Annotated in this window: 10 protein-coding genes; 6 read left to right on the top strand and 4 right to left on the bottom strand. The window is 62.3% G+C overall.

Annotation, left to right across the window (positions count from 1 at the left end; genetic code table 11):
- Positions 1–60 precede the first annotated feature (60 nt).
- The 4 genes from DTP52_RS03930 to DTP52_RS03915 all read right to left on the bottom strand — a co-directional run bounded on the left by DTP52_RS03930 (position 61) and on the right by DTP52_RS03915 (position 5,671).
- Positions 61–732 (bottom strand): DsbA family protein, encoded by a 672-nt coding sequence (locus DTP52_RS03930; protein WP_109751951.1) that lies wholly within the window; start codon positions 730–732, stop codon positions 61–63.
- Positions 733–949: 217 nt separating this feature from the next.
- Positions 950–1,150: a hypothetical protein gene (locus DTP52_RS03925; protein ID WP_109751950.1), complete on the bottom strand. Its 201-nt coding sequence runs from the start codon at positions 1,148–1,150 to the stop codon at positions 950–952.
- A gap of 244 nt (positions 1,151–1,394) precedes the next feature.
- A complete protein-coding gene (gene aguA, locus DTP52_RS03920; protein WP_109751949.1) occupies positions 1,395–2,501 on the bottom strand; it encodes an agmatine deiminase in 1,107 nt (368 codons plus the stop codon).
- A 257-nt stretch (positions 2,502–2,758) separates the two neighbouring features.
- Entirely contained in the window at positions 2,759–5,671 is a 2,913-nt protein-coding gene (locus tag DTP52_RS03915; protein WP_109751948.1) for an aminotransferase, read from the bottom strand.
- Between the two features lie 209 nt (positions 5,672–5,880).
- On the opposite strand from DTP52_RS03915, the gene rfbB reads away from it, so the two are divergent.
- From rfbB to DTP52_RS03885, 6 genes are all read left to right on the top strand, one after another.
- Positions 5,881–6,963 (top strand): dTDP-glucose 4,6-dehydratase, encoded by a 1,083-nt coding sequence (rfbB, locus tag DTP52_RS03910; protein WP_109751947.1) that lies wholly within the window; start codon positions 5,881–5,883, stop codon positions 6,961–6,963.
- Positions 6,960–7,835: a glucose-1-phosphate thymidylyltransferase RfbA gene (gene rfbA, locus DTP52_RS03905; protein ID WP_109751946.1), complete on the top strand. Its 876-nt coding sequence runs from the start codon at positions 6,960–6,962 to the stop codon at positions 7,833–7,835. Before rfbB ends, rfbA begins: the two co-directional genes overlap by 4 nt.
- The gene (gene rfbC, locus DTP52_RS03900; RefSeq protein WP_109751945.1) at positions 7,832–8,377 is read left to right on the top strand and encodes a dTDP-4-dehydrorhamnose 3,5-epimerase; all 546 of its coding nucleotides are present in this window, start codon (positions 7,832–7,834) and stop codon (positions 8,375–8,377) included. The genes rfbA and rfbC overlap by 4 nt, the downstream gene beginning before the upstream one ends.
- Entirely contained in the window at positions 8,374–9,255 is an 882-nt protein-coding gene (rfbD, locus tag DTP52_RS03895; protein ID WP_109751944.1) for a dTDP-4-dehydrorhamnose reductase, read from the top strand. Before rfbC ends, rfbD begins: the two co-directional genes overlap by 4 nt.
- 71 nt (positions 9,256–9,326) lie before the next feature.
- Entirely contained in the window at positions 9,327–11,135 is a 1,809-nt protein-coding gene (locus DTP52_RS03890; RefSeq protein ID WP_109751943.1) for an ATP-binding protein, read from the top strand.
- A complete protein-coding gene (locus DTP52_RS03885) occupies positions 11,132–12,523 on the top strand; it encodes a sigma-54 dependent transcriptional regulator (protein WP_109751942.1) in 1,392 nt (463 codons plus the stop codon). Before DTP52_RS03890 ends, DTP52_RS03885 begins: the two co-directional genes overlap by 4 nt.
- Positions 12,524–12,549 lie beyond the last annotated feature (26 nt).

Genomic DNA, 12,549 nt, shown 5'->3' with positions numbered 1-12,549 from the left:
CTCAACGGTGTGTCAATTTCGTGAATCGTCTGTAATTAGGCGAAAAACGTCTAAGAACGATCAGAACGAACAGCCGTCCAGACCGCACGCCGCGGACGGTGTGGAGGGCTGCGCCGGTAGGGTTTGCGCCAGCCATTGGGCGAATGCCTCGGGCTTGCCGAGCCAGGGGCCGATGTCGATCAGCGTGAACTGACCGTCCTGCTCCAAGGCCAAGGTTGGGAAACCCTGGCCACCGACCTGGGCCAGCAAGGTGCGACTGGCCTTGATGTGCCCTTGCACATCAACCGTGCTGAACGCGGCCAGGAACGCCTGGGCCGGCAGGCCAACGGATTGAGCGAGCTCCAGCAGAACGGCTTCGTCAGCGATGCGCCGACCTTCGACGTAGTGTGCGGTTTGCAGGCGCCCGAGCAATTCCAGGCCATGGCCGCCGAGTTGTTCGGCGGCGAGGATGGCGGCGGTCGGTGGCGTCGAATCGAACACGGCACTGTGGTCTCGCAGCAAACCTTCGAAATAGGCCTCGCCAAATGGCTGCCCGGAATATTCGGCGATGCGCCGGTCGTGGGGCATCACGTAATTGCGCAGCTGCGGCGAGACCTGTTGGCGATTGGCACCGGTCATCATGCCGCCACCATGGACGATCACCGGCAGCACCGCCCGGGCGGCCTGCACCAGCGGTTTGGCGCCGTAGCACCAGCCACACAGCGGGTCGTAGATGTAATGAAGGGTGGTCATGGGAACTCCGCTAGCCATGTAGATTGGTTGGCGGCAGGTTAATCCCGTGGGCGTTGCAGAAAAACGCCGGAATGGCTTTCAGTGTGTTTCGTGGATCGGTCGAATCCCCCGCCTGAATGAACTCTGATCCTGTGGGATTTTGTGTGAGCTCGAAAACCAGCGGACACAAAAAAAGCGCTGCCATCCCGGCCAGCGCTTTTTATCAATCCGTCGAATTCTATCCTTGCATCACATCCCACAACGCTTCCAGCTCCGCCTCGCTGAACAGGCCAGCGGGGTAGCGTTCAACGATCACCCGGCGCGGATCAGGTTCTCTGATCTGACGCGTTCCGTTGGACTTCAACCACTGCGCCAAGGCTTGAAGCGACTCACCATTAACGGCCAAGGGATGGCATGTGCGCTCGCTTATCATATTCATTCCAGCGCCCTCTCCTGGTTGATGAGCGGCCAATTTATCCAAGGTTTATGACAAAACAACGCAGTCCCGCTCCCCGAAACTGCCGAGATGCTGATACAAGAGCTATGCCAATGTATCCCCGACAACCATAAAACAGACACAAAAAAAACCGCGACCCAATCGGGCCGCGGGCTTGCCAGGATGGATCCAAAAACGCCGACCTAGAGCGGGCGCCATTGATATCACCAAGCTGTTACATCGCCACTCATTTTGTGCGCGGCGCGGGTTGCTGTTGGGTAAGGCAATGGATATTGCCGCCCCCCAGTAACAGTTCACGCCCAGGCACCATGACCACTTCGTGCTCCGGGAACAGGCTCTGCAGGATGTCTTTGGCCGGGCCATCGAGCGGATCGTCAAAACTTGGCGCAATGATGCCGCCGTTGACGATCAGGAAGTTCACATAGGAGCCGGCCAGCCGCACAGTTGGGTTGCGCTCCTGGGAACCTTCCACTGCGTCCACGCCTGCACATTCCTCTTCGGTGGCATACAACGGCCCCGGAATCGGCATTTTGTGCACTGTGAACGGGCGTCCCTTGGCGTCAGTGCTGTTTTGCAGCACGTTTATCGCCGCGTGGCAGCGAGTGTAGTTCGGGTCTTGCGGGTCGTCGGTCCAGGCAAGCAGCACTTCACCAGGCCGCACGTAACAGCAAAAGTTATCCACATGGCCGTCGGTTTCGTCGTTGAACAGGCCATCCGGCAGCCAGATGACCTTGTCCACCGCCAACTGCGCACTGAGCACCGCCTCGATAGCTTCACGGCTCAAGTGCGGGTTGCGATTGCGGTTGAGCAGGCATTCCTCGGTGGTGATCAGGGTACCTTCGCCATCCACGTGGATCGATCCGCCCTCGAGCACAAAACCTTCGGTGCGGTAGCGCGGGCTGCGTTCGATCTCGAGAATCTTGCCAGCCACTTGCGAATCACGGTTCCATGGCGCGTACAGGCCACCGTCGAAACCGCCCCAGGCATTAAAGTCCCAGTCGACGCCACGCACCTCGCCGCTGTCATTGATCACGAACGTAGGGCCCGTGTCACGGACCCAGGCGTCGTCGCTGGACATTTCCACCAGGCGGATATTCGGCACGTCGAGACGCGCCCGGGCATTTTCGTATTGGGCCGCGGACACCGCGACGGTCACCGGTTCAAAACGGGCGATGGCCTTGGCGACCGCCACGTGGGCAGCCTGCGCGGGCTTGCCACCCAGACGCCAGTTGTCCGGGCGCTCGGGCCAGACCATCCAGACCTGGGTCTGAGCCGCCCATTCGGCAGGCATGTGAAAACCATCCGCGCGGGGAGTGCTGTGCAACGTTGTCATGGGTCATCTCCTGGGCGATGGGCAATGCGACTTTATAGACGATAAATATCGACTAATAAAGTCTAAAAATCTAATAACCACCAGATAAAAGCTAAAAACATCGACAAAAATCGATTTAAAAACGCTAAACCCCTGTGCGAGCGAGCTTGCTCGCGATAGCGGGAAGCCAGCCATTAATGTTGGCTTGGACACCGTCATCGCGAGCAAGCTCGCTCCCACAGGGGAACACAGCTTCGCAGCTTGGCGTTCCAGATCGATTACAGCCCCTCGTTCAATACCTTCGCCAGCATATCGACGAAGAAATCCACGCTCTGGCGCGTGGTGACCATCGGTGGCTTGATCTTGAGGATGTTCAGGTAATCGCCGGTCGGTTGCATGAAGATCCCCAACGCTCGCAGGCGGTTGCACAACGCCGTGGTTTCTTCAGTGGCCGGCTCCAATGTGGCGCGATCGCGGATCAGTTCCACGCCCAGGTAGAACCCGGAGCCATGCACCGCGCCAACCAACGGATAGCGGTCGATCAAGGCCTCCAGCCGAGCCTTGAAATGCCCGCCAACCACGCGGGCGTTTTCCCAGAGGTTTTCCTCTTCCATGACATCCAGCACCGCCATGCCGATCTGGCAGCTGACCGGGCTGCCACCGGCCGACGAAAAGAAATACCCCTCGGCCTCCAGCGCCTCGGCGATTTCCCGGCGGGTGATGACCGCGCCCAGCGGCTGGCCGTTGCCCATGCCCTTGGCCATGGTGATGATGTCCGGGACCACGCCTTGCTCTTCGAAGCCCCAGAAAAACTCACCCATGCGCCCATAACCGACCTGTACCTCGTCGGCGATGCAGACCCCACCGCGCTCGCGCACCATCGCGTAGACCTGCTTCAGGTAACCGGCCGGCAGTGCGATCCCGCCGGCATTGCCGTACACCGGTTCGCAGATGAAACCGGCGAGCTGGCGCTTGCTCTCGGCGATTTTCGCCAGGTTGTGTTCGACGCTGCGCACGTAGTCCGGCGCACTATCGGGGCCACGGAATTGGCCGCGATAGGTGTTCGGTGCGGTCACCGGGTGCACCCAGTCCGGGCGGCTGCTCAGGGCCTGGGGGTTGTCGGCGATGGAGGTCGAGACCGCATCGGCCGCCACCGACCAGCCGTGGTAGGCCTCCAACACGCTGAGCATGTCCCGTCCGCCGCTGTAGGCCCAGGCCAGGCGGATCGCCAGGTCGTTGGCCTCGGTGCCGCTGTTGACCAGGAACACCCGGTCCATGTTGGACGGTGACAACGCCAGCAGGCGCTCGGAAAAATCGGCGATCGCCGCATAGTGGAAACGCGAGTTGGTATTGAGCAGCGACCACTGCCGGGCAGCCACTGCCGCCATGCGTGGATGGCCGTGGCCCAGCACGGCGACGTTGTTGAGCATGTCCAGGTACGAGCGGCCCTGCATGTCGATCAGGTGGTTGCGCCAGCCACGCTCGATACGCGGCGGGTCGACGTAGTAGTGCTTCTGCGAACGGGCAAAGCTCGCATCGCGACGGGCCAGCAGCGCCTCGGGGTCGATCTCCGGCTCAGCATCGCAAGCCAGCCCCAGCAGCACCGCCGGCGAAGGGCAAAGCGCTTGCCAGGCCAGGGCACGGGAGGGCGTGCAGAACAGCGGCGGATTCACCTGCCCCCCTCTGCACAACTGGACCCGCAACGGCCCCGTCACTTCGCCCAGCACCTGCCCCTTGACCAGCGCCGCGCCGGAATGCAGCGGCGACGTCACACCCCATAGCCGCACGCTCAGCTGGGCACTGTCCAGTTGCAACAAGCCCTCGGCGCTCTTGTGCACGACCCCGGCGAACGGCGATTCGAGCGGTGTACCCCGAGGCACACTCAACTCCACGTGCAGTGGATAAGTATCGGGCTCGACGGCGCTGTCCGGTCGGGTGCGGGATAACCGGTACTGTCCGTAGCGGCTGGCGGCCAGACCGTGGACGCCAGCGGCTTCGCTCAACAGACGCTGGTCGATCCCCGGTTGTTCCCAATTGCCGGCCTCGAAATGCGGGCTCAGCACACCCAGGTCTATCAAGGCGAACTCACGCCCTACCAGGGTCGGCAACAGCGGCGCAAAGCCCTCGCTGGCAATGGCCGGGAGGCTGTGGCCGACGGCGGTGAGAATCGCCGCTTCCATCAATTCGAGGGGCACCGAGTGGGCGACCTGGAAAATCTCCCACTCATGGGCCAGGTTGTCGCGGCTGTATTGGTTATTTGGGTCGATGGAAACCTGCTGTTCACCACTGAGCACCAGCACCGCGGCGCGCGCCACGATCAGCGGCCACAGCGCCAACAGCTCCTGGTGTTGCAGGGGGTTGGCCGCGTGGTAGGCCTTGATCGCCGGCAAGATGAACAACGGATCGCCGTCGGCGTGATGCAGCAGGGCCGCGCATGTCACCGACAAGTCAGTGATGCGCCAGGTACGGACCAGGTCGCCAAAATCAATGACGCCCTGCAATTGCCACTGGCGCTGGGCATCGCGCTGCCAGACCACGTTGTCATCGGTGATGTCCATGTGGATCGCCTGCACCGGCAGGCTGGCCTTGAGCGGCTGCAAGCGTCGCTCGGCCTGTTGTGCAACCTCGGCGACCAGATGGCGCCGTTGTTCATCCTCAATGACAGGCAACAGGTACTCGACCAGAGCCGGGGCGTGGCGCGCGTCCCATTGCAGGGTGCGCTCCAGGCCAGGGTGGTCGAATGTCGCCAGGGCCAGGTCCATTTCCGCGCACAGGCGGCCCAGGCCGGTCACCAGTTCGGGCGTCAAGTGCTTGAGCTGCGTGAGGGACTGGCCATCGATGTACTCCAGCAGTCGCATGTGAACCGCTTGGCCGTCGACGTCCAAGGTCAGCAGGTCCTGCCCGTTGCTGGCGGTAATCACTCGCGGCACTTTCACCGCAGCGTGTCCGGCCAACTGCTTGAGGGCGGCGTGCTGGGCCTGGATTTCCGGGACAGCGTAGTCGCCGTGGCAAATTTTCAACACAAAGCGCCCGCGGTCGCTGTCGACGCGGTAGTTGAGGTCCTGGTTGCTGCCAAGGGGTCGCAGGTCGCCGCTGAGTCCGTAATTCGAGCGCAACAGCACCAGCGCTTGCTCGGCGCTGATCTGTGGGCTTGGCAAACTGGCACGGTGAACCAACGTAGCGAATGGCATACAAGGACCCCTGAAGTGGTTTTGTTCGGATGCCTATCTCGCCACTGAGTCGGGGGATAAGCAACCCCTCCTGTTCAAAAATATGCACAGTCTTCCTGAAACGCCGTGTTGGGAGGGCGTGTCCATGGGATATTCGCTTGCACCGCTCCCGCCATGCCGACAAGCTATGCTCTTGTGCTTTGTCGTCCAACGGAAAAAGGCTTAACCGGATGCGCATTTTCATCACTGGCGGTGCTGGCTTCATCGGCTCGGCGCTCATACGGCACTTGATTCTCGATACCGAGCACCAGGTCCTGAACTTCGACAAGCTGACCTACGCTGGCAATCTCGAATCGCTGAGCAGCATCGATCACGACAGCCGTTACGAATTCGTCCAGGCCGACATTGTCGATCAAGCGACTGTCAGTGCGGTGCTCGCGCGATTCAAGCCTGACGCCATCATGCACCTGGCGGCCGAGTCCCATGTAGACCGCTCCATCGATGGCCCGGCGGACTTCATCCAGACCAATATCGTGGGCACCTACAGCCTGCTGGAAGCCACTCGCGCTTATTGGCAGGCCCTGGCCGAGCCGCAGAAGCGCGCGTTTCGCTTCCACCACATCTCCACCGACGAAGTGTATGGCGACTTGCACGGTGTGGATGACCTGTTTACCGAAACCACCGCCTATGCCCCCAGCTCACCGTATTCGGCGAGCAAGGCGGCGTCCGACCACCTGGTCCGCGCCTGGCAACGTACCTACGGCTTGCCCGTGCTGCTGACCAACTGTTCGAACAACTATGGTCCGTTTCACTTCCCCGAGAAGCTGATCCCACTGGTAATTCTCAACGCACTGGCCGGTAAGCCGTTGCCGGTCTACGGCAACGGCCAGCAAGTACGCGACTGGCTGTTCGTCGAAGACCATGCCCGCGCGCTGCTCAAGGTCGTCACCCAAGGCACGGTCGGCGAGACGTACAACATTGGCGGGCACAACGAGCAGAAAAACATCGACGTGGTACGCAGCATCTGCGCGCTGCTCGAAGAACTGGCGCCACGCAAACCCGAAGGCGTCGAGCACTACGCCGACCTGATCAGCTTCGTCCAGGATCGCCCCGGCCACGACCTGCGCTACGCCATCGACGCGAGCAAGATCGAACGGGAACTGGGCTGGACACCTCGGGAAACCTTCGAGACCGGTCTGCGCAAGACCGTGCAGTGGTACCTCGAAAACCTGCTGTGGTGCCAGCGTGTCCAGGACGGCAGCTATCAGGGCGAGCGCCTGGGCTCGCTCGACAACAAGGATGCAATTGCATGATGAAAGGCATTGTTCTGGCCGGCGGTTCCGGCACACGCTTGCACCCGATTACCCTCGGGGTTTCCAAACAGCTACTGCCGATTTATGACAAGCCGATGATCTATTACCCGATCTCGGTGTTGATGCTCGCGGGCATCAAGGACATCCTGATCATTTCCACCCCTCAGGATCTGCCGCAATACCGCAACCTGTTGGGTGACGGCCATCAGTTTGGCGTGCAATTCAGCTATGCCGAGCAGCCGTCGCCCGATGGCTTGGCCCAGGCATTCCTGATTGGCGAGCAGTTCATTGGCGGCGACTCGGTGTGCCTGATCCTGGGCGACAACATTTTCCACGGTCAGTATTTCGGCGAGCAATTGCAGACGGCCATCAACCGGCCAAGTGGCGCGACGGTGTTCGGCTACTGGGTCAAGGACCCTGAGCGTTTTGGCGTGATCGACTTCGACTCGCAAGGGCGGGCGATGTCCATCGAGGAAAAACCCACCGCGCCTAAATCCAGCTACGCGGTGACCGGCCTGTATTTCTACGACAACGACGTGATCGAGATCGCCAAGGCCATCAAGCCATCCAAACGCGGCGAACTGGAAATCACCGACGTCAACAATGCCTACCTGCAACGCGGCGACCTGCATGTCGAGCGCTTCGGCCGTGGCTTCGCCTGGCTGGATACCGGCACCCACGACAGCCTGCTGGAAGCCTCGCAGTACGTGCAAACCATCGAACATCGCCAAGGCCTGAAAGTGGCGTGCCTGGAAGAAATTGCCTACCAGCAAGGTTGGGTCAGCCGCGAGCACATCCTTGAGCGCGCCCAGTATTTTGGCAAGACCGGCTACGGCCAGTACCTGTTCAAGATCGCAGGAGAAACACGTTGAACGTCATCGCTACCCGTTTGCCGGATGTCCTGATCATCGAGCCGAAAGTCTTCGGTGACGATCGGGGTTTTTTCTACGAAAGCTTCAACGCCCGGGCGTTTGCCGAGGCGACTGGCTCTACCCTGCAATTCGTCCAGGACAACCATTCACGCTCTACCCGGGGCGTGCTGCGGGGCCTGCACTACCAGATCGAACAGGCCCAGGGAAAACTCGTGCGCGTCACTGCCGGGGAGGTGTTGGATATCGCGGTGGACATTCGCCGCAGCTCGCCGACCTTCGGTCAGTGGGTCAGCGTACGCCTGTCGGCGCAGAACCATCGGCAGATGTGGGTCCCGCCAGGGTTCGCCCACGGCTTCGTCGTGCTGAGCGAGTCGGCGGACTTCCTCTACAAGACCACTGATTACTACGCGCCCTCCGCCGAACGTTGCATTCGCTGGGACGACCCGCAACTGGCCATCGACTGGGAGCTCGAAGGTGCACCGGTCCTCTCGGCCAAGGACCAGAACGGCAAGACCTTGCACGAGGCAGACCTGTTTCCATGAGTGCTCCCTTGCGCATCTTGATCATCGGCCAGCATGGCCAGGTTTCCCGGGCACTGCAATCGCGCCTGTCCGGCATGGGCGAGTTGCTCGTACGCGGCAGCGACCAGTTCGATCTGGCGCAACCGGATTCCCTGCGTACGCCCATCGAGGCCCTGCGGCCCGGCCTGATCATCAACGCCGCCGCCCACACGGCCGTCGATCAGGCCGAGAGCGAACCGGAACGGGCGTTCGCCATCAATGCCATGGCCCCGGGTATCCTGGCCCAGGCGGCGGTCGGGCTGGGCATCCCGTTGATTCATTACTCCACCGACTACGTCTTCGATGGTCTCAAGCCCGCCCCCTACACCGAGGACGACACGCCCAATCCGCTGAGTGTCTACGGACGCAGCAAACTGGCCGGCGAAAATGCCATCCGCCAGGCCGGCGGCCTGCACCTGATCCTGCGCACCAGTTGGGTGTACTCCACCGAAGGCCGCAATTTCCTGTTGACCATGCAGCGCCTGTTGCAGGAAAAACCGCAGCTGCGGGTGGTGGCCGATCAGATTGGCGCACCGACCTGGGCGGGCACCATCGCCGACAGCACCGCCCAACTGATCGAGCGCTGGCAAGCCGGCCGACCCGGCGCGTGGGGCACCTATCACCTGACAGCTCAGGGCGAGACGTCCTGGTTCGGTTTCGCCCAGGCCATCGGCGAAAACCTGCTCGAACGACACAAACCGTGCGCACTGCTTGAGCCCATTGCGTCGAGCGCCTATCCGACTCCCGCCCCTCGGCCGCTGAACTCGCGCCTGGATTGCACGCGCCTGTTCAGGGAATGGGGAGTGAGCCAGCCGGACTGGCGAAGCGCGTTGCAACGGTGCCTTGCCGGACAAGCCTAGTGCTGCCTTACAAATAGTATTTGCGAGGCAACTAGGCATAATACGCCTGTCACCACAGGCGCCCGATGCTCATGAATTCCACCCTTCCCCGCAGACCCCGTTGGCGCAGCCTGGCCTTGCTCGCGATGTGCCTGGCGCCGCTGCTGTGGCCATTGGAGCACTTGGCCGAACGTTATTACCGCAGCGAACTGGCCGGGCAGAACCGCCAGACCCTGGACCTCTATGTCGCCAACCTGTTGGGCACCCTGCACCGTTATGAGATGCTGCCACAGATTCTCGGCGACCTGCCGGCCTTGCGCGCCGCCTTGTCGGCACCGGACGATGGCGTGACCCAAGGCAATGCCAACCAGCTGCTGAAAAACATCAGCGTCCAGACCGGTGCCGAAGTCATGTACCTGATGGACCCTTCCGGCAAGACCCTGGCCGCATCGAACTGGGACAAACACGACAGTTTCGTCGGACGCAATTTCTCCTTCCGGCCATACTTCATCGAAGCCATGGCCGGGCGCCTGGGCCGTTTCTTCGGTTTGGGCACCACCTCGGGCAAACGCGGTTACTTCTTTGCCGCTGCCGTGCGCGAGCGCGAAAAAGTCATCGGTGTGCTAGTGGTCAAGGTCGACCTGGATCACACCGAAAGCCTATGGGGCAAGACCCCCGAACAATTGCTGGTGACCGATCACAACGGCGTGGTCATCCTCACGTCGCGACAGGAATGGCGATTTCGCGCGACCCGGCCCCTCAATGACGACGAGCGCAAGGCCATCAGCGCGGTACAACCTTATCCGACCCGCGATCCCAAGCCGCTGAACCTGGACGCCAATGCCTGGCTGCCCCAGACCCAATCCATCGAGGAAACCGGCTGGAGCGTAAGCATTCTCGCCCCGCGCACGCTGATCGATCGGCCGGTGCGCACCGTGGTCGCCATCGGAGGCGCGGCGTTGCTGGTCTTGATGTTGTTGCTCGGGTTGATGATGCAGCGCAGGCGCCATTATCTGGATCGGATCGCCTTCGAAGCCAAGGCCCGCCACGAACTGGAGGGCCGGGTGGCCGAGCGTACCAGTGACCTGGAAGGGCTGAACCGGCGATTGAAGCAGGAAGTACTGGAGCGCGAGCAGGCCCAGCAGGAATTGGTCCGTGCCCAAGATGACCTGGTGCAAGCCGGCAAGCTGTCGGCCCTGGGCACCATGTCGGCGAGCATCAGCCACGAACTCAATCAACCGCTGGCAGCGATTCGCAGCTACGCGGAAAACGCCGAGATTCTGCTCGACCACCAACGCACCGAAGACGCCCGGGGCAACCTCAAGCTGATCAGCGAACTGACCGGGCGCATGGCCTCGATCATCGCCCACCTGCGCGCCTTTGCCCGCCGCGACCGTCATGCCCCGGAAAGCGTCGCCCTGCAACCGGCGCTGGACGATGCCCTGGCACTGCTCGCCAAACGCCGGCGCAGCATGGAAGTGGAACTGATCCGTGACCTGCCGGCCGCCACGCTGTGGGTCGAAGCCGGCGAAACCCGCCTGCGCCAGGTACTCGGCAATCTGCTGGCCAACGCCCTCGATGCGCTTACCGAAAAAGGCCCGCCACGCAAACTCTGGCTCAGCGCCCAAGCCACCGAAACCGGCGTCAACCTGTACATCCGCGATAACGGCCCAGGGTTTTGCATGGAAGCCCTGGGTCGCGCCGGCGAACCCTTCTATACCACCAAGACCCGCACCCAGGGCCTTGGCCTGGGGTTGGCGATCTGCGACACCCTGATGCGCGCCTTTGGCGGCGAACTGTCGTTCGCCAACCACAAGGAAGGCGGCGCCCTGATTACCCTGAAGCTGCGCGCCGGCGCCCCCGGGGTGAGCCTGCAACCGTCCGAGGACCGAAGTGTATGACCATCGATAACCGGATTGAGGTAGTGCTGATCGACGACGATCCCCATTTGCGTCAGGCCTTGAGCCAGACCCTCGACCTGGCCGGCCTGAAAATCCTGCCCCTGGCCGAAGCCAAGGGCGTGGCCGGGCAACTGCCCCGTGACTGGCCGGGTGTGGTAGTCAGTGATATTCGCATGCCGGGCATGGACGGCCTCGAACTACTGCACGAACTCCATGCCCAGGATCCTGAGCTGCCGGTGCTGCTGATCACCGGCCACGGTGACGTGCCACTGGCAGTACAGGCGATGCGCGCCGGGGCCTATGACTTTTTGGAAAAACCGTTCGCCAGCGATCATCTGCTCGACAGCGTTCGCCGGGCCCTGGCCCTGCGCCGATTGGTGCTGGACAACCGCAGCCTGCGCCTGGCCCTGAGCGATCGCCATGAACTCAGCGCTCGCCTGGTCGGCCAGTCGACACCGATGCTGCGCCTGCGCGAGCAGATCGGCGCACTGGCCGCCACCCGCGCCGACGTGCTGATCCTCGGTGAAACCGGCGCCGGCAAGGAAGTGGTCGCCCGTGCGTTGCACGACCTTTCATCCCGCCGCAACGGCCCCTTCGTCGCGATCAACGCCGGAGCCCTGGCCGAGTCGGTGGTGGAAAGCGAGCTGTTCGGCCACGAACCCGGCGCCTTTACCGGCGCGCAGAAACGCCGTATCGGCAAGTTCGAGTTCGCCAACGGTGGCACGCTGTTTCTCGATGAAATCGAAAGCATGAGCCTGGATGTCCAGGTCAAGTTGCTGCGTCTGCTGCAAGAACGCATGGTGGAGCGACTGGGGGGTAATCAACAGATCCCGCTGGATATCCGCGTCATCGCCGCGACCAAGGAAGACCTGCGCCAGGCCGCCGATCAGGGGCGTTTTCGCGCCGACCTGTATTACCGCCTGAACGTCGCGCCGCTGCGCATACCGCCGTTGCGCGAACGAGGGGAGGATGCGCTGATGCTGTTCCAGCACTTCGCCGACGAAGCCAGTGCTCGCCATGGCCTGCCGCCCCACGAATTGCTGCCGGCGCAACGGGCACTGCTGTTGCGCCACAGCTGGCCGGGCAATGTGCGCGAACTGCAAAACGCCGCCGAGCGCTTTGCCCTAGGCCTGGAACTGGCCTTGGACAACAGCGCGCCAGACGGCAGCCCCGGCGCACCGGTGGAGGTGGTCAGCGGCGGCCTGAGCGAGCAGGTGGAAAATTTCGAGAAAACCCTCATCGCCGCCGAACTGGCCCGCCCCCACAGCTCGGTGCGCAGCCTGGCCGAAGCCCTCGGCATCCCACGCAAGACCCTGCACGACAAGTTGCGCAAACACGGCCTGACCTTTGGCGACAGCGGCCACGGCTCGCCCGATGAATCCGATTGAATTTTCCTCGTCATCCTTTCAAGCAA

Origin of the sequence: Pseudomonas sp. 43mfcvi1.1 (genome assembly GCF_900115935.1) — a bacterium.
Classification (GTDB): Bacteria; Pseudomonadota; Gammaproteobacteria; order Pseudomonadales; family Pseudomonadaceae; genus Aquipseudomonas; species Aquipseudomonas bijieensis.
The sequence above is the reverse complement of the archived record's forward strand: the minus strand, read 5'-3'. Positions and strand labels throughout refer to the sequence as shown.

Excerpts from the sequence above, each read along its gene's own strand:
- rfbB (WP_109751947.1), top strand. The coding sequence starts at position 5,881 with ATGCGCATTTTCATCACTGGCGGTGCTGGCTTCATCGGCTCGGCGCTC.
- DTP52_RS03885 (WP_109751942.1), top strand. The coding sequence starts at position 11,132 with ATGACCATCGATAACCGGATTGAGGTAGTGCTGATCGACGACGATCCC.
- DTP52_RS03890 (WP_109751943.1), top strand. The coding sequence starts at position 9,327 with ATGAATTCCACCCTTCCCCGCAGACCCCGTTGGCGCAGCCTGGCCTTG.
- DTP52_RS03930 (WP_109751951.1), bottom strand. The coding sequence starts at position 732 with ATGACCACCCTTCATTACATCTACGACCCGCTGTGTGGCTGGTGCTAC.
- rfbA (WP_109751946.1), top strand. The coding sequence starts at position 6,960 with ATGATGAAAGGCATTGTTCTGGCCGGCGGTTCCGGCACACGCTTGCAC.
- DTP52_RS03925 (WP_109751950.1), bottom strand. The coding sequence starts at position 1,150 with ATGAATATGATAAGCGAGCGCACATGCCATCCCTTGGCCGTTAATGGT.
- rfbD (WP_109751944.1), top strand. The coding sequence starts at position 8,374 with ATGAGTGCTCCCTTGCGCATCTTGATCATCGGCCAGCATGGCCAGGTT.
- aguA (WP_109751949.1), bottom strand. The coding sequence starts at position 2,501 with ATGACAACGTTGCACAGCACTCCCCGCGCGGATGGTTTTCACATGCCT.
- DTP52_RS03915 (WP_109751948.1), bottom strand. The coding sequence starts at position 5,671 with ATGCCATTCGCTACGTTGGTTCACCGTGCCAGTTTGCCAAGCCCACAG.